The following is a 17,324-nucleotide window of genomic DNA, read 5'->3' on the forward strand; positions in this document are numbered from 1 at the left end:
TATCCAGCTCCAGCGGCTAGAATCTCCGGTCATTTCGCTCTCTCGCTCGAAGCAAAAAGCGCTTCAAGGTCGAGAGCTCCAATGTCCTGCGATTCTGAACGAGCCGCTTCCGCTTTAAGTGGTATCCAGCTCCTGTGGCTAGCTCTTCGTGTCTAAGAACCTTCCACATAAGAAGGCAAAAAGCGCCTTCTATGTGAAAGAACCTTAGCCAGTCAGAGCTGAACGAGCCACCTCCGCTTTAAAATCTATTATTGATTCAAGAACGCGCGTAGCATCCAAGCGTGTTTTTCTAGTTCTGTGTAGATGCCTAGTAGTAGGTCAGATGTCATTTCGTCATCAGAGTTTTGAGCGATTTCCATGCCTTTTTTCAGTTCGACTAGCATCATTTCGTAGTCTTTCATGATTGCTTCGACCATTCCTTCTGCAGTTTCTCCGTAAGCTGCTTCTTGAATAGAAGATAGTTCTAAGTATTCTTTCATTGTTGCTACTGGTTTGCCGCCAATTGCTAAAATACGTTCTGCAATTTCATCGATGTGAGTAGCTGATTCTGTGTAAAGCTCTTCAAATTTTTCATGTAGTGTGAAGAATTGAGGTCCTTTTACGTACCAATGGAAGTTGTGTAGTTTTGTAAATAAAACGCTCCAGTTTGCTACTTGTTTGTTTAATGCTTCGATTACTTGTTTGTTCATTATGATCAATCTCCTTTTGAGTTATTATGTTATATGAATTACTAATTTATAATTATTATAATATAGTAATTTGTATAAATCAACCCTTTCGCTGGAATTAATTTGAACAAATTATGAACTGTTGTAAATAAAACTCCCTATTACTGTGAAGTAATAGGGAGTTTTATTTGATATATAGCTTCTGCTTTTAATTATTATACTGCTTGCTTATTTTCTTCTACATCCTGTCCATCCCAACACTCTGTATTCTTTAAGCCAGGGATAGAACTTGCAATGAAAACAGGATCTTTTCCTTGTTTCTTTTGCTTTATATAGTCTACTAATGCCGCATAGGCGAACTTGCTAAGGAATGAGATGGCAATTAAGTTTGTAAATACCATTAGTCCCATAAAGAAATCAGCTAAACTCCAAACCGTTTGAAGGGCAGCGATAGATCCGAAGAACACCATTCCGACAACTGCAACACGATAAATCAGTAACCATGTTTTGCTTTCTTTAATGAATGCGATATTTGTTTCACCATAATAGTAGTTTCCTAGTAAAGAACTGAAAGCGAATAGGAAAATAATAATCGCTAAGAAAGTGCTTGCCCACGGTCCAATTTGTGAACTTAATGCTTGTTGTGTTAATTCAATACCTTCTAAATTCGATCCTTTGTAAAGTCCAGAGCATAATACGATAAACGCTGTTGATGTACATACTAAGAATGTATCTACGAAAACACCTAATGCTTGAACAAGTCCTTGTTTTACAGGGTGAGATACATCTGATGTTGCTGCTGCATTAGGAGAGCTACCCATACCTGCTTCTGTCGCGAATAAACCGCGCTGAATTCCGAATTTGATTGCTGCTCCAATACCACCAGCGATAGCTTGGTCTAAACCAAATGCGCTGTTAAATATTTCTGTAAAAATGCTTGGTAACATAGTGAAGTTGTTAATTACGACAAAAACAGCTACGCCGATATAAATGATTGCCATTGGAGGAACAATCATTTCTGTAATACGTGAAATGCTCTTGATACCACCAAAAATAATAACTGCAACTAATAAAGCTAATAGAGCTCCTACGATCGTTCGCTCTAGTCCAAAAGCATTTTCAAATGCTATTGTTACCGTGTTTGCTTGTACAGAATTGAAAATTAATCCGTACGCAACTGTAATAAGAAGTGAAAACCAAACACCCATCCAGCGTTTGTTTAACCCTTTTTCCATGTAATACGCTGGTCCACCACGGAATCTGCTTCCATCTTTTACTTTATAAATTTGCGCGAGCGTACATTCTACAAAACTAGTAGCTGCTCCAAGGATAGCGATAAACCACATCCAAAATATTGCCCCAGGTCCACCCATTGAAATGGCTAATGCTACACCAGCTAAGTTCCCGATACCAATACGTGCTGCTGCACTTAAGCAAAATGCTTGGAATGGAGAGATGCTATCTTTCTTTTTTTCTTTTCGATTAAATCCTTTACTAATTAAACTGACCATCTCACGGAAATGAGTAATTTGGACAAATTTTAATTTGAAAGAGAAATAAAGACCGAAGCCGATTAACATTGCAATAAGAATATATGACCATAAAATATTATTCGTTACCTCAAGGAATCTGCTAAAGATATCAACCATATAATACACTTCCTTTTTTTCGTAATAAGAAAATTATATGCAAAAAATATACCAGAATCAATTTTTCTAAAAAATCATGTTACTTAAATGTGTTTTGTGTTATGATTATGTTACATCGTAATATTTTTAGAATTATTTACATTTTAAAAAACTAAATTTAAAGCGAAAAAGAGGGGATAATTTGAAAGAAGAATCTTTATTGAAAGTAAGTCTTAAGAGTTTGAAAATAAGAAGTAATTTATTTTTTATCATTACATCTTTAAGTATCTTTTTAGGAGCCACTTATTATTACAATAAAAGATTTCCAAGTCATAGGTATCCTGAATGGTTAGAATTTCTAAAATTGATTGGATGAACAAAAGACAGAAAAACAGAAAATTAAAATAAAGAAGTTATGGAGGAGCTAAATATGAATATTAGAGAAAGTGAACTTCCGGGTATTGGTTATAAATTTCAAATCGTTACGAAAGGTAACGAAAAGATGGTGATCGTCATTCATGATGATGGGCGTAGAGAAATGTATCATTTTGATTCAGATCATGAAGAAAGCATCTCAAGTATTTCATTACGTGACTCAGAGGCGAGACAAATTGCAGCAATATTAGGTGGAATGGTATACAAACCTAGAGCATTAGAAAATGTTGAGATGGTCTTTGAAGGTTTAGCAATTGAGTGGTTTAAAGTGGAGAATGCAGCTCCGGCAATCGGAAAAACAATTGGCGACCTTGAAATAAGAAAAACATATAGCGTAACGATAATTGCAGTTATGAAAAAGAATATGAAAAAGCTATTTAATCCAGGTCCAGACACGGTGATTGAAGAAGGAGATATGCTTGTAGTTTCTGGTGAGAGAGAAGAAATTAAAAAGATTATTAATGAATTACTTTCGAATAGGGGGACTGACTAGATGGATACTTTAATTTTTGAAGTTGGTACAGCTTTAGTTTTAGTAGCAATTGCGGCGGTAATCGCTGGAAAGTTTAAATTCTCAGTAATTCCTTTTCTAATTGTTCTTGGCATGTTAGTAGGTCCGCACGCGCCGACAATAGGTGTTATCGATCTCAAATTTATTGAAAGTGCAAGTGTGATATCCTTCCTTGGAAGGATTGGTGTTCTGTTCCTTCTTTTCTATCTGGGATTAGAGTTTTCGATGAAAAAACTAATTAAATCTGGACGTTCTATCGCGATTGGCGGAACAATCTATATTTTGATTAACTTTTCACTAGGATTATTATACGGATTTATAATGGGATTCCCGTTACTCGAAATCTTAATTATTGCGGGTATTATTACGATTTCTTCTAGTGCTATTGTCGCAAAGGTATTAGTTGATTTAAGAAGAACTGGTAATAATGAAACCGAATTAATTTTAGGAATTATTATGTTTGAGGATATATTCCTTGCTGTATATTTATCAGTAGTTTCTGGCTTAGTTCTTGGGGATCACGCTTCCTTCTTAGGTGCCCTTACTTCAATTGGAATTGCTTTAGGATATATGCTTCTATTCTTTATTGTGGCTAGAAAAGCAACGCCGTTATTAAATAGATTGCTCAATATTAGTTCAGATGAAATTTTTATTATTGTAGTATTTGCTTCGTTGTTCTTTATTGCAGGTTTTTCAGAAACAATTCACGTTGCAGAAGCAATCGGGGCACTTCTTTTAGGGTTAGTTTTCTCTGAGACAGAGCATAGTGATCGAATTGAACATCTTGTTGTTCCATTTAGAGACTTCTTCGGAGCTATTTTCTTCTTCAGTTTCGGATTAAGTATCGATCCGTTTTCATTGGGCGGAGCAATATGGTTAACGTTAGGTGCTGTACTTCTGACGATAATCGGAAACTTTGTAGCAGGGATGATTGCAGGAAGACAAGCTGGATTATCTCATAAAGCATCAACAAATATTGGATTAACAATCGTTTCAAGGGGAGAATTCTCAATCATTATGGCTAATATCGGTATCGCGGGTGGGTTAATGTCGGTATTGAAACCATTCTCAGCACTATACGTGCTTATACTATCGATCTTAGGTCCACTTCTGACGAAAGAGTCAAAGAATGTATATAAATTTTTAAATAAAATCTTTAAGTGGGATACGAAGACTAGATAAATTTTGAAAAAATAAAAGTACAAGATATTTACTGCTTGTACTTTTATTTTTGGTAATGAAAACAGTAAAGAGAGGTAAATGATGTTAGGAGAGTTGATTCATTCAGTTTTAGTTTTTCTAGAAGGACTTGGTTATTGGGGAATTATGCTGGGATTAATGATAGAGGTTATCCCAAGTGAAATCGTATTATCTTATGCAGGTTATTTAGTATCAACAGGAAGCATTACATTTTGGGGGGCTGTCGCGTTCGGTACAATTGGTGGTGTAATCGCACAACTATTCATTTATTGGATCGGTCGATACGGAGGAAGACCTGTTCTTGAGCGATATGGAAAATATATTTTGATTCAGAAGAAACATATTGATTATGCTGAAGCGTGGTTTAATCGTTACGGAACTGGTGTTATTTTTACAGCGCGTTTTATTCCTGTTGTGCGTCATGCTATTTCGATACCAGCGGGTATTGCGAAAATGTCACATGCTAAGTTTATTACGCTAACTACACTAGCTGTTATTCCATGGTCAATTGTATTTGTATATTTAGGTTTTAAATTAGGAACAGAGTGGGAAAGTATTAATAAAGTAGCTGGGCCATATGTGAAATACTTTGCACTTGCTGCTATTGTTTGTGCAATTGGTTATTTTATATTAAAAAAAATGATGAAAAAAAAGTGATTACGGAAAAAGAATCTATGCTGACATAGATTCTTTTTTATTGTCATTTTTTAAAGGATGAAAGTGTATGTTTAATATTTACCATATTGTGGCATATATATAGGGAAAGGGAGTTTAGGAAGGGGATTATTGAGAAATGGAACTCCAGTTTCAAAATGTATATCAACAAGTCGAGAATTGGTATGTGTTGGATTCGGAGCTTCCTTGGGATGTCAAAAAGTTAAGAAATGATTTGTTTTCTCTTATTGAAGTAAGTGCAACGCCAGTTATTTTTTGTGATACGTGTGATGCGAATCATGTACTTTTATCATTAGGAGAAGAAGAAGAGGAGTTTTTATTCCCAGTAGGTGGTTTTTATCATAAAGAAAAACAATTAATTTTCGTTTGTATGTGGGAAGAATATGAGCAAGTGCTCAAAACGCTATTGCATGAATTCAGGCATGCGATGCAGCATAAGGACGATGTACTATATGTTGGAAATGAACTATACGAAGAAAGATGGATTGAGAAAGATGCGAGGCGTTTCGCGGAGAGGAAGCTAGATGAATATAAAAATAGAAATTTAATCTGAAGCATAGTGGAGAAAAATCACTGTGCTTTTATTTATTGCTAATTAAAAATAAGTAGTTGACCTTTAATAAGTTTAGTTCTAAACTAATAGTATCAAATGAGCGAGGTGATGGAATGAAAGCAGGGGAAAGACTTGGAGTACTATTATGGTTTCGTTTATCACGCTTTTATAATAGAAGTATTCGTGAGACGAATCAGCATTTGAAAAAGTGGAATGTATCTGCCGCTCAGTTTGATGTATTAGTTCAAATTGGAGGAAACGATCGTTTAACGCAGCAAGAACTTGGAAATAAGTTGTTTGTTACGAAAGGAAATGTTACTCAACTTTTAAATAAGATGGAGCAACTAGATTGGATTCAGCGTGAACAAGAAGGTACTACGAAATATATTTCATTAACAGAAAAGGGAAAGGTTCTATATGAAGAAATAGTCCCGCCGCAAGAAACATTTCAAACAGAGCAATTTGATAAGTTAAATAGAGAAGAACAAAAACAATTATTAGAATTACTGAAGAAGTTGCAGTGATAAAATTAAAAATAATTATCTTGATTTCGAGATAATATGAGGTGAAGGATATGTTTAGAAAAGTTGATCATAAAAATATGGGAAGAGCAAATCACGGTTGGTTAAATACACATTTTCATTTTTCCTTTGCAAATTATTATAATCCAAACAACATGAATTTTGGAGCAGTACGTGTTATGAATGATGATTTAATAGCGCCACAAACTGGTTTTGATATGCATCCGCACCGTGATATGGAGATTATCTCTTACGTTATAGATGGTGAATTAACACATGAAGATAGTATGGGGAACCGCGGGACAATTGAGCGTGGGCATGTTCAATATATGAGTGCAGGTACTGGTGTATTTCACAGTGAGCATAACTTAGGAAGTGAAACATTACGTTTATTGCAAATTTGGATTTTACCAGACCGCGACGGTCATAAACCAAACTATGGTGAGTTTAAATTTGATTGGAGTAAACGTGAAAATGAGTGGTTCCATATGGTATCTCCTTCTGATAGAGATGCACCAATTCATATTCACCAAGATGCAAATTTATATTCTTTATCATTAGAAGCTGGTAAAGAAATTCATTTTCCTGTTAAAGAAGGACGTCAATTGTACCTTGTACGAATTGAAGGTAGCGGCGTTGTAAACGGTGAAACACTCGTAATGCGTGATGCAGCGGAGGCTGTAGAAGAAGATATTCACATTCAAGCGAAAGAAAACTCTCACTACTTAGCGATTGAAATGAAAATGGAATAAAGTGAAACTTTAACCCATGGCGGTTTTAAGTATGTGAATAGCGAGATGAAAAGTTATAGGGAAGAGGATATCGAAAACGATATCCTTTTTTGTGTGAGTTAAATTAACAGAAAAAACTTTCTCAATTTTTGAGAGCAGGTATTGGAAAGATTATTCAGAATATTTATAAAGGTGTTAAAAACTTTTAGGGAAATGGGGAGTGTTAGATTGAAAAAGCAAGTAATTTCATCAGCATTAGCATTAACTGTTATCGCAAGTGGGTTTGGGGCATTTGGAGCAACTACGACGAAAGCAGAAGAGCAAAAAATCCAGTATCATCAAGAGTTTAAAACACCAGCTTACATAGGTGAAGAATGGAAAGCGCCGGAAGGACTAGATAAAAAAGAGACGGTCTTTCAATATTTAGAGAGTAAAAAAGATATGTTTAAACTAGCAGGAAATATTGACAAACATTTCAATATCGTTGGTGAAGAAAAAGATGCTGAGTCTGGTACAACACATGTGAAGTTAGTTGAGAAGCATAATAACATTCCTGTGTATGGTTCAGATCAAACAGTTACGCTTGATAAAGAGAACAATGTAAAAGCATTTTTCGGACAAGTTATTCCGAGTTTAGATGATAAAAATATTCCTACATCTGCAAGTATTAGTGCGGAACAAGCAGAAACGATTGCAAAAGCTAATATTGAGAAGGAAATTGGTAAAGTAAAGAATTATGATGGTGTGAAAAAAGATTTATATGTGTATGAAAAAGATGGTCAATACTATCTTGCATATCTTGTAAAAGCGTCGGTTTCGAAACCAGCTCCAGGATATTGGCATTACTTTGTTGATGCAACAAATGGAAATGTTATTGAGAAATATAATGCTGTAGATAACATTACTGGATTTGGTTACGGAGTATTAGGTGCTAGACAATCATTTGAAATTGCTCAAGATACGAAAACAGGAGCGTTCAACTTATTTGATGGTACACGAGGACAAGGTGTCCATACATTTGATGCAGAGAATATGAACGAAGACTGGTTTAATTTATTCTCACAAATTCTTGGATATACAGGAGAAGAAATTGGAAGTAAATCTAAGTTCTTCGAAGATAAAGCGGCAGTTGATGCGCATGTGAATGCAGGAAAAGTATATGATTATTATAAAAAGACATTTAACCGTAACTCTTTCGATGATAAAGGTGCAAAACTTATTTCTGCTGTTCACGTAGGTGAATCTTGGAATAACGCAGCGTGGAACGGTGTGCAAATGATGTATGGTGATGGAGATGGTAAGACATTTATTCCATTATCAGCTGGCCTAGACGTTATTGGCCACGAATTAACGCATGCTGTAACTGAACATACAGCAAACCTTGTTTATAAAGATGAGTCAGGAGCGTTAAATGAATCGTTATCTGATATTATGGGCGTCATGGTTGAGAAGAAAAGCTGGGATTTAGGAGCTGATATTTATACACCTGGTAAACCTGGTGATGCACTTCGTTCTCTGAAGGATCCAGCATCTATTCCAAACCCATTAAAACCAGGTGAAGGTTACCCAGATCACTATAATAAACGTTATACTGGAACAGCTGATAATGGCGGCGTTCATATTAACAGTAGTATTAACAATAAGGCGGCGTATTTAGTGTCTGAGGGCGGCACGCATTACAATGTGAAAGTAACTGGAGTGGGCCGTGAAGCAACAGAAAAAATTTACTATCGTGCTCTTACAAAATATTTAACTGCAAACTCTGATTTCAAAATGATGCGCCAAGCTGCACTTCAATCAGCAGAAGATTTATTCGGTAAAAACTCTAAAGAGGTACAAGCTGTAACGAAAGCTTATGACGCTGTAGGAGTAAAATAATAAGAGAAAAAAGACCTGACTGGATTGTCAGGTCTTTTCCTTATTTAATCACGAATACCTAATGCAATTTTTGCCATACGTGACATACGTTCTTTTGTCCATGGCGGATTCCATACAACGTTTACTTCTATTTCATTTACTTCAGGTACGTTCGTTGATAATACTTTTTTAACGTCTGATACGATTTGGCCAGCCATTGGACAACCGATAGAAGTCATCGTCATTGTAATGACAGCATTATTATTTTCATCCGCTGTAACGTCATAAACTAATCCAAGATTGATAATATCAACACCTAGCTCAGGGTCAATAACAGCTTCTAAGTTTGCATATAACTTTTCTTCAAATGCTTGTTGTGACATGTGTAGCACCCCCTAAATATTAATGATATCGGTTCTCATTATAACGGATATGCGGGATAAGTGCAGGAAATGAGCTCAAAAAAATATTCCTCTCTGAGAGAGGAATATTTTTTTGAAAAGCTATTCAGTTTTAAAATGAGATACAAGCTGATCTAATTCTTCAACTGTTTGTTTCATTTGTTTTGCAGTGAGAGTCATTTCATTCATCACGATGACTTTCTGTTCAGCAGATTGTGCCGTTGCGGCTGTTTCACTAGATACTTCATTTGAAATAGAAGCGATGTTATTAAGTGAAGCGTTCATTTCTTCAGCGCTTGCAGCCATTTCCTCAGCAGTTGCTGATATGTCTTGCATTTGAGTTGATACTTTATTTACTTGTTCAACAATTGTTGTGAAAGAAGTACCAGCCTCACGAACGACAGTAATGCCTTCAAATGCTTCAGAACGACCTTTAGACATCATAGAGCTAGCAGTTTCCGTATCATTTTGAATTTGATGAAGCAATTGGTTAATATCTTTTGCCGCTGTTTTTGATTGTTCCGCAAGTTTACGAACTTCATCAGCTACGACAGCAAATCCTTTTCCTTGTTCACCAGCACGAGCCGCTTCAATAGAAGCATTTAAAGCAAGTAGATTTGTTTGTTCAGCGATATTAGAAATAGATTGTACAGCTGTATCAATATATTTTGTATGAGTGATTAGACGTTCGACTACTTCTGATGTAGCATTTACAGCTTCATGTATCGTTGTCATTTGTGAAACAGATTTTTGGATAACAGTACTTCCGTCGTTAGCGTGTTCAGATGTAGCTACAGCAAGTTCGGCTACAGATGAAGCAGATTCAGCGATACGCTGAACACTTATTGCCATATCATCCATCGCAGTCGAGCTTTCTTCCATACTAGAAGTTTGCGATTGAATACTTGAATTTAAGTTGGACATCGAGCTTTGAACTCTTATTGTTGCCTCGCGTGATGTATTAGTCTTTTCTAGCATATTTTCAGAAGCTGTTTGTACTTCTACAGATGTTTTTTGAACACGATTAATGATATGTTGCAGGTTTTCTAACATTTTATTAAACGATGATGCAATTGCACCGATTTCATCATTGCTATTTACTTGTAGACGGGCTGTTAAGTCGCCTTCTTGAGAGGCTAATTCTTTTAGTTTAGTATCAATTTGTTGAATTGGTTTTACAAGCTTACCAGAGAACCACCATGCAAGAATAATTGCAGTTACAATACAAATAACAAGTGATAAGAAGACAACATATTCAATTCGTAGTGAAGATTGATCGATTTTTTCAATAGATTGTTCACGTAATTTAGCTTGTTCATTACTGTAATTTGTGAAATCACCGATTACTTTATAAACAGTGCCATTCTCTGTAGAAGCTACTTGTAAAGCTTCTTCCCATTTTTGTTCTTTTGCAAGACTGAATACTTTCTCTTCAATGAACTTTCTCCAAGTGGATCCTAATTCCATTGTGCTTTTCACGGACTGAGAAGTGTTAGGGTTAGAAAGAAGTTGCCCTTTTGTATCTTCAAGACGTTTACTCATCTCATTAAACTTGTCTAATTCGACTTGATCATGTTGTAGTAAATAACCTCTTAAAGCAGAAAGTTGTACTTGATAAGCGTCTCCGCGCTCTTTCAATTCTGTTGCAAGAGGAGAAATTTCTTTTTGTAATGTTTCAGCTTTATGAGACTGATCCATGGTAAAGAATAAAATAAAAGCTAAGGCGATGCCGAATAAAGCGCAAATCATTCCCATCATGAACATTAGTTTTTTTCGAATGCTAATAAAATTCATATGATAAAAATCCTCCTTGTAAAATCTTAGTATTAGAATTAATTAATTAATTAATGTAAAAAATTGAAAGAAAGCTTTACTCCATATGGAATAAAGCTTTCTTCTTTCCTTTAGGAATTATAGCAGACAGAATGGGAGATAGAAAGAGATATTTTAGCGTGAAAAAAGAGAGACTCTAAATCGCTCTTTCTAACAATTTAGAGTTCGTAGAAGTATAAATGAAATTTTCATTTTAACTATTTGTTTTGAAATGAGAAACGAGCACTTCAAGTTCTTGCACAATTGTTTTCATTTCTGATGATTTTTTAGCAACGACACTCATTTTGTTTACTTGGTCACCAGCTGAAGTTGCTGTTTTCGATGTTTCGGCAGCAACTTCATTTGAAATAGAAGCGATATTATTTAAAGCTGCATTCATTTCTTCAGAACTTGCGGCCATTTCTTCAGCAGTTGCAGACATTTCTTGTATTTGTGTAGAGAAATTGTTAATGTGATTAACAATTTCTGAGAATGAAGATCCAGCGGTACGAATGACTGTAATTCCTTCAGAAGCTTCTGACTGACCTTGTGTCATCATGTCATTTGCTATTTTTGTGTCCGCTTGAATTTGATGAAGTAAATGGTTAATGTCATTTGCTGCTAGCTGAGATTGTTCAGCAAGTTTTCGTACTTCATCGGCAACAACAGCGAATCCTTTTCCGTGTTCACCAGCACGGGCCGCTTCAATAGAAGCATTTAAAGCGAGCAAATTCGTCTGCTCGGCAATATTAGAAATAGATTGAAGTGCAGTATCAATATGATTCGTATGTGTAATGAGTCGCTCTACCACTTGTGATGTAGCGTTAACAGCTTCGTTAATTGTATGCATTTGTGTAATAGATTTTTCAATGACTTTATTTCCATCATCTGCTTTTTCAGAAGTTGTAACAGCTAGGCTAGCGGCAGAAGAGGCAGCTTGTGCAATGCGCTGAACACTCGTTGCCATATCATCCATTGCGGTTGAACTTTCTTCAATGCTAGAAACTTGTGAACGAATATTGTGCTCAAGAGCATTCATAGTCTCTTTAGTTTTTGCGGTATTTTCCATAGAAGCAGTTGTTTCGATAAACACATTTTCAGAAGCTTCTTTTACACTTGTTGATGTTTGTTGAACTTGCTTTATTATACGCTGTAAGTTAGCAAGCATTTGATTAAAGGAATTTGCGATGTCACCAATTTCATCTTTACTCGTTACGTGTAATCTAGCGGTTAAATCGCCATCTTGAGAAGCTAATTCTTTTAACTTCGCATCAATTTGTCGAATCGGTTTAACGAGTTTACCAGAGAACCACCATGCCAATAGAATAGACGTTAATGTACATGTAATGAGTGAGAAGAAAATAATATATTGAATAAGGGATGAAGAAGACTCTACGTCAGCAATTAATACGTCCCGTTTGTCATTTTCTTCATTTGCATATTTAGTAAAACGACTTAAAAGATCATTTACATAATCTGTTTGAGCAAGAGCAATTTTGGATGCTTCATCCCATTTTCCTTCCCGTGCAAGAGGGAGGACTTCATTATCTACGACGCTGCGCCATTTTGCTCCCATTAAAATGGCCTCTTTCATTCCTTCTGGGAATTTTTTATCACTTGTTACTTTCTCCCTAGTATCAGCTAGTTTTTTTCCTTCCCGGTTGAATTTATCCAATCCTTTTTGGTCATGTGATAATAAATATTCTTGTAAACCAGCGACTTGCGCTTGGAACCAATCGCCACGTTCTTTTAAAATCGTTGCTCTTTTCGATACATCATTCTTTAATGTTTCGATTTCACTTGCTTGATTCATCGCGAATGAAAGAATAACAATAAGAGCAATGCTAAATAAGGAAGAAATGCTTAAGAGTGTGAACAGTAGTTTTTTTCGAATGCTAACATATTTCATTGTTACCCCTACCTTTTTTAAAAACTATTTATTGTAATTTATAAATATTGAGAACGAAACTAATAAAAACATAATTAAGAAGTTATTAATCTGTTCAATGAAAATTATAGCAGATAATGGAATATGGCAGATTAATGTGATTAAATGTTCTTAAAATGTATACATTTGTATATCAAAAAATTCATAAATAAAAATCAGAAATGGTATTGTAATTTGAAATAACATCCTGTATACTTCTAATTAGTTGATAACGATTATCACTATCAACTGAACATTACTCTTCGTTATGTTGGTCATACCCCTTTTTGACGACGTAAGTCAGAGACGAATGTTGAAATATCTTGTGTCCTATTCTACAGAATTATGGTAATCTCCAACCTCAACTTATATGCGTAAGCATGCAAAAAAAGGATCCTATCCGTGAAGGGATCCTTTTTTGCATGTTGTCGCAATTAATGTGTATAGACCTGGTATACGTTCTTCAATTCCTTCGGGTGAAGTAGAAGGGAAAACCCACCTTTGATGAGACCCGTGTTCTTCAACTAGCTTTTCAATTTTAAAACGTTCTTCCGCAAGTGTTGTAACAATTTCGCCTAACGTCCAGCGGCGTATGTTTGTCTTCGGTAATGATTCTTTCTGCGATTCTGTAAGAAGAATGCTATAAGCAACATCATCTTCAATCAATTCTTCATCGAAATAATTTCCATTGGCCCGAAATGATGGATGATCTACACCTAATAATTTAGTGTAAATAGGATGATAGTCACGAAGGATAAGCATTCCATCTTGTTTAAGTAAGTTAGCAATCTTTTGAAAGAGTGGTTTTAAATCTAAAAAGTAATGAAGTACACCAAGTTCCAGCAATACGACATCAAATGATTCGGAAAGATTTACATCCAGTACATCAGAGACGATGTATTGGATAGAGACACCAGCAGCTTCGGCTAGTTCGGTTGCGTATTTTTCATTACTTGCTGAAATGTCTACAACTGTTACATCGGCTCCTAAAAGAGCAAGAGCAACTGCTTTATTTCCTTTTGATCCGAGTAAATTAATAATACGCTTTCCTTTTGGAGATTGTATGTAAGGTAAATAATGATTTACCTCGCGCACGGGATCTTCCATGAGCTTTTTCGCATAATCCTCTGGCGCCCCGTGGCGATTTGTCCAAGCTTCATAAGCAGCTGCGTTCCAGCTTTTTTCATTAATAGTACTTAGTTGTTTTTGATTCAATTTTATCACTCCTTTTGTGAACGTATAGTTATTCGGTGAATGAGTAGGATTTCCTGTTTTTTTGAATAAAAGTTTGATTTTTCTGTTGTTAAGTCGTAAAATACGTTTTATACATAAAAGCGTTGAAAAGGAAAAGTAGAATGGAACCATTCTTTCCAGAGAGCTTCGGTAGCTGAGAAGAAGCAAGAATATTCATTTGAACAATGGCCTTTGAGCTTCGTCCTGAACTTATCAAATGATAATAGTAGGCGGCGACGAGAGTTGGTACTCGTTATCAAAACCACAGTATAAGAGCATATAGCTCCGTACTTGTTAAGGTTAGTTATGCGAATGACTGACGAAATAAGGTGGTACCGCGACTGTTTATACAGCCCCGCCCTTATCTTTTTTAAGATAAGGGCGGGGCTTTTTATATTTTAAAGGAGGAATATAAGATGAGTATTTTTATTGGAGGCGCTTGGCCGTATGCAAATGGTTCGTTACACCTTGGACACATTGCTAGTTTGTTACCAGGAGATATTTTAGCACGTTATTACAGGGCAAAAGGTGAGCATGTGTTGTATGTTTCAGGAAGTGATTGTAATGGAACACCGATTACAATTAGAGCAAAGCAAGACGGTGTGATGGTGAAAGAAATTGCTGATAAGTATCACGAAGAGTTTGAGCGATGTTTTCGTAGCCTTGGTTTTACTTATGATTGCTATACACGTACAGATAGCGAGCATCATCATGAAACTGTTCAAAAAGTCTTTTTGCGACTATTAGAAGAAGGTTATATTTATAAAAAAGTAGTTGAACAAGCTTATTGCGAAACGTGTACGCAATTTTTACCGGATCGATATGTAGAAGGTATTTGTCCGCATTGTCATGAAGCAGCAAGGGGCGATCAATGCGATGCTTGTTCCGCTATTTTAGATCCACTCGATTTGTTAGAAAAGAAATGTAAGTTATGTGGTAGTACGCCATCAGTACAGGAAACAGAGCATTTCTATTTTGCATTGCATAAATTTCAGCAACAAATTAAAGAGGCCGTAGAAATTGCAAAGCAGAAAGGAACATGGCGCGACAATGCAATTCAATTAACAGAGAGATATTTAAAGGAAGGATTACAAGATAGGGCAGTGTCACGTGATTTACCAATTGGGGTACCAATTCCAGTGGCAGGATATGAAGATAAGAAAATTTACGTATGGATTGAAGCAGTGACAGGATATTATTCGGCGAGTAAAAATTGGGCTGAAGAAACAGGGAAAGATGATCAAGAGTTTTGGGATAAAGAAGCGAAAACATATTATGTACATGGTAAGGATAATATTCCGTTTCATTCAATCATTTGGCCAGCGGTATTACTTGGAATAGGAGAAGAAGCGATCCCGCGTCATATCGTTTCGAATGAGTATTTAACAGTAGAAAAAAGAAAATTATCGACAAGTAAAAACTGGGCAGTATGGGTGCCTGACATATTAGAACGCTACAATCCCGATTCTATTCGTTACTTTTTAACAGTTAACGCACCAGAAAATCGTGATACTGATTTTTCATGGCGTGAATTCATTTACAGTCATAATAGTGAATTGTTAGGTGCATACGGGAACTTTGTGAACCGGACATTAAAGTTTATTGAAAAATATTATGGTGGTACTGTACCGAAGGGAAGTATTGATGTAGAGCTGAAAGATAAAGTAGAAGGATTATATAAAAGTGTAGGAGAGGCGATTGAACAAACTAAATTTAAGGTGGCACTAGAAACAATATTTGATGCAGTACGCTTTGCAAATAAATACTTTGATGAAAAGCAGCCTTGGAAACAAAGAGAAGACGACCCAGTTTCATGTGAGGAAACAATTTATAATTGTGTTTACCTAATAGCAAACTTTGCACAACTGCTTGAACCATTTTTACCGTTTTCAAGTGAAAGAGTTAGAAATACATTATCGAGTGTTAAAGTAAATTGGGAACCTCAAAATACGTTGCCAAACCGAATTGATAATGTGCAGCCATTATTTGAGCGAATCGATGTAAAACAAATTGAACATGAGGTAGAGAAGTTATATGGAGCGGTAAAGTGAAATATAAGGAAAAGACCTTTCAAATAAATGAAAGGTCTTTTCCTATGCTGTATAACCCTCTTTCTTATCTTTCAAAAGAAAAGCACAGCAAGGATTACGAGAATAATAGCCGCAATATCATATGTTATTTTAAAGGTAGTAATAAAGTTTAACATATCGTAACTTTATTCACATTTATATACAAGTTGATGTTGTCACGCACTATGAACACGATTATGTTTTTTTTCTTTCCTAGCAGTAAGTAGTTGTGGTGTGAAAATACCGAGTAATATAACCACAATCCCAATCCACTGCATTGGCGATACAACTTCATGAACAAGTGTAATAGAAGCGATAATTGCTGTTGGTAATTCAGCTGCACCTAATATTGTACCAAGTCCCGTTCCGACTTTTGGTACCCCAATTGAAAAACAAATGACAGGTATAATAACCCCGAACAGTCCAAGGAAGAAAGCATATTTCCATAGGCCTGCTTGTAAAGCGCCGTCCGTTAAAAAGGTAGGCGGGAAAAATAAGCATACAATAAGAGTAGCACTCGTTGTCATAAGAAAGCTTTTCGTATAAGGCGGAACATCTGTAGCAACGCGCCCGCTTACAAATACATAGAATGAGAAAGAGACGGCAGCTAATAGTCCGAAAATAATACCTTTCGTAGAAAAGTTTTGTCCAAGACCTTCAAATACTCCACCAGCAAACAATGTACCAGTAAATAAAATAATAATAGATATAACTTTCTCACGGCTTGGGAATGTCCGGTTGGCAATCGCTTCGATGACTACACCAATCCAAGTGAACTGAAAGAGTAAAACGACAGCGATAGAGGCTGGCAATTCTTCTACGGAAATAGCATAGAAAATACCTGTCATACTCATTGTTGTGCCGACTGTTAGTAACGAAAAGAATTGTTTTTTTGATACTTTATGACGTGAAAAGAACAGAACGAGTAAAAGTAGTCCAATCCATCCGAAGACATATTGCCCTCCTAGTAGTTGGTGTGCGGAAAATCCGTCGATGAATCCGAGTTTAAAAATAGTTGAAAGTACGCCGTAGCTACAAGCGCCGAATAAAACTAGTAATGAATACTTAAACTTCTCCATAAAAATCCTCCTTTTAAATAATAA

15 protein-coding genes and 1 other annotated feature are annotated in these 17,324 nt (G+C 35.8%); of the genes, 8 read left to right on the top strand and 7 right to left on the bottom strand.

All coding sequences use genetic code 11. The annotated features are described in order from the left end of the window. Positions 1-248 precede the first annotated feature (248 nt). Both ABH955_RS22020 and ABH955_RS22025 read right to left on the bottom strand, forming a co-directional pair. Positions 249-689, bottom strand: coding sequence for a Dps family protein (locus ABH955_RS22020; protein ID WP_404441985.1), 441 nt, complete (start codon positions 687-689; stop codon positions 249-251). A gap of 194 nt (positions 690-883) precedes the next feature. Then, positions 884-2,317 (bottom strand): alanine/glycine:cation symporter family protein, encoded by a 1,434-nt coding sequence (locus tag ABH955_RS22025; protein WP_404491670.1) that lies wholly within the window; start codon positions 2,315-2,317, stop codon positions 884-886. A gap of 409 nt (positions 2,318-2,726) precedes the next feature. Between ABH955_RS22025 and ABH955_RS22030 the strand changes: the two genes are divergently transcribed. From ABH955_RS22030 to ABH955_RS22060, 7 genes are all read left to right on the top strand, one after another. Further along, a complete protein-coding gene (locus tag ABH955_RS22030; RefSeq protein WP_001026068.1) occupies positions 2,727-3,224 on the top strand; it encodes a cation:proton antiporter regulatory subunit in 498 nt (165 codons plus the stop codon). Beyond that, positions 3,225-4,424, top strand: a complete 1,200-nt coding sequence (locus tag ABH955_RS22035; RefSeq protein WP_002129832.1) for a cation:proton antiporter — start codon at positions 3,225-3,227, stop codon at positions 4,422-4,424. Between the two features lie 81 nt (positions 4,425-4,505). Further along, positions 4,506-5,099, top strand: a complete 594-nt coding sequence (uptA, locus tag ABH955_RS22040; protein WP_000900199.1) for an undecaprenyl phosphate transporter UptA — start codon at positions 4,506-4,508, stop codon at positions 5,097-5,099. Positions 5,100-5,235: 136 nt separating this feature from the next. Further along, positions 5,236-5,670 (top strand): DUF3920 family protein, encoded by a 435-nt coding sequence (locus ABH955_RS22045; protein WP_002129830.1) that lies wholly within the window; start codon positions 5,236-5,238, stop codon positions 5,668-5,670. A gap of 113 nt (positions 5,671-5,783) precedes the next feature. After that, positions 5,784-6,194 (top strand): MarR family winged helix-turn-helix transcriptional regulator, encoded by a 411-nt coding sequence (locus tag ABH955_RS22050; protein ID WP_404454519.1) that lies wholly within the window; start codon positions 5,784-5,786, stop codon positions 6,192-6,194. Positions 6,195-6,244: 50 nt separating this feature from the next. After that, a complete protein-coding gene (locus ABH955_RS22055) occupies positions 6,245-6,943 on the top strand; it encodes a pirin family protein (RefSeq protein ID WP_404491671.1) in 699 nt (232 codons plus the stop codon). Positions 6,944-7,150: 207 nt separating this feature from the next. Then, positions 7,151-8,800, top strand: a complete 1,650-nt coding sequence (locus ABH955_RS22060; RefSeq protein WP_012261952.1) for a M4 family metallopeptidase — start codon at positions 7,151-7,153, stop codon at positions 8,798-8,800. A 44-nt stretch (positions 8,801-8,844) separates the two neighbouring features. Here ABH955_RS22060 and ABH955_RS22065 read toward each other — a convergent pair whose 3' ends face one another. From ABH955_RS22065 to ABH955_RS22080, 4 genes are all read right to left on the bottom strand, one after another. Then, positions 8,845-9,162: a metal-sulfur cluster assembly factor gene (locus ABH955_RS22065; RefSeq protein ID WP_000082522.1), complete on the bottom strand. Its 318-nt coding sequence runs from the start codon at positions 9,160-9,162 to the stop codon at positions 8,845-8,847. 120 nt (positions 9,163-9,282) lie between these two features. Then, entirely contained in the window at positions 9,283-10,974 is a 1,692-nt protein-coding gene (locus tag ABH955_RS22070; RefSeq protein ID WP_404454513.1) for a methyl-accepting chemotaxis protein, read from the bottom strand. 232 nt (positions 10,975-11,206) lie between these two features. Beyond that, positions 11,207-12,901 carry a methyl-accepting chemotaxis protein gene (locus ABH955_RS22075; RefSeq protein WP_404491673.1) on the bottom strand — a complete coding sequence of 565 codons (1,695 nt, stop codon included), beginning with the start codon at positions 12,899-12,901 and terminating at the stop codon, positions 11,207-11,209. 414 nt (positions 12,902-13,315) lie between these two features. After that, on the bottom strand, positions 13,316-14,284 hold the full coding sequence (locus ABH955_RS22080) for a class I SAM-dependent methyltransferase (protein WP_256491234.1): 969 nt from the start codon (positions 14,282-14,284) through the stop codon (positions 13,316-13,318). Next, positions 14,248-14,518 (top strand) — a binding site (T-box leader). It overlaps the preceding gene by 37 nt. A gap of 50 nt (positions 14,519-14,568) precedes the next feature. On the opposite strand from ABH955_RS22080, the gene metG reads away from it, so the two are divergent. Beyond that, positions 14,569-16,203 carry a methionine--tRNA ligase gene (gene metG / locus ABH955_RS22085; protein ID WP_404454506.1) on the top strand — a complete coding sequence of 545 codons (1,635 nt, stop codon included), beginning with the start codon at positions 14,569-14,571 and terminating at the stop codon, positions 16,201-16,203. A 194-nt stretch (positions 16,204-16,397) separates the two neighbouring features. On the opposite strand, the gene ABH955_RS22090 is transcribed toward metG, so the two are convergent. Then, positions 16,398-17,300, bottom strand: a complete 903-nt coding sequence (locus ABH955_RS22090; protein WP_002015976.1) for an EamA family transporter — start codon at positions 17,298-17,300, stop codon at positions 16,398-16,400. Between the last annotated feature and the right edge of the window lie 24 nt (positions 17,301-17,324).

The sequence above is a fragment of the Bacillus sp. RC240 genome (assembly GCF_044907945.1).
Lineage (GTDB): Bacteria > Bacillota > Bacilli > Bacillales > Bacillaceae_G > Bacillus_A > Bacillus_A mycoides.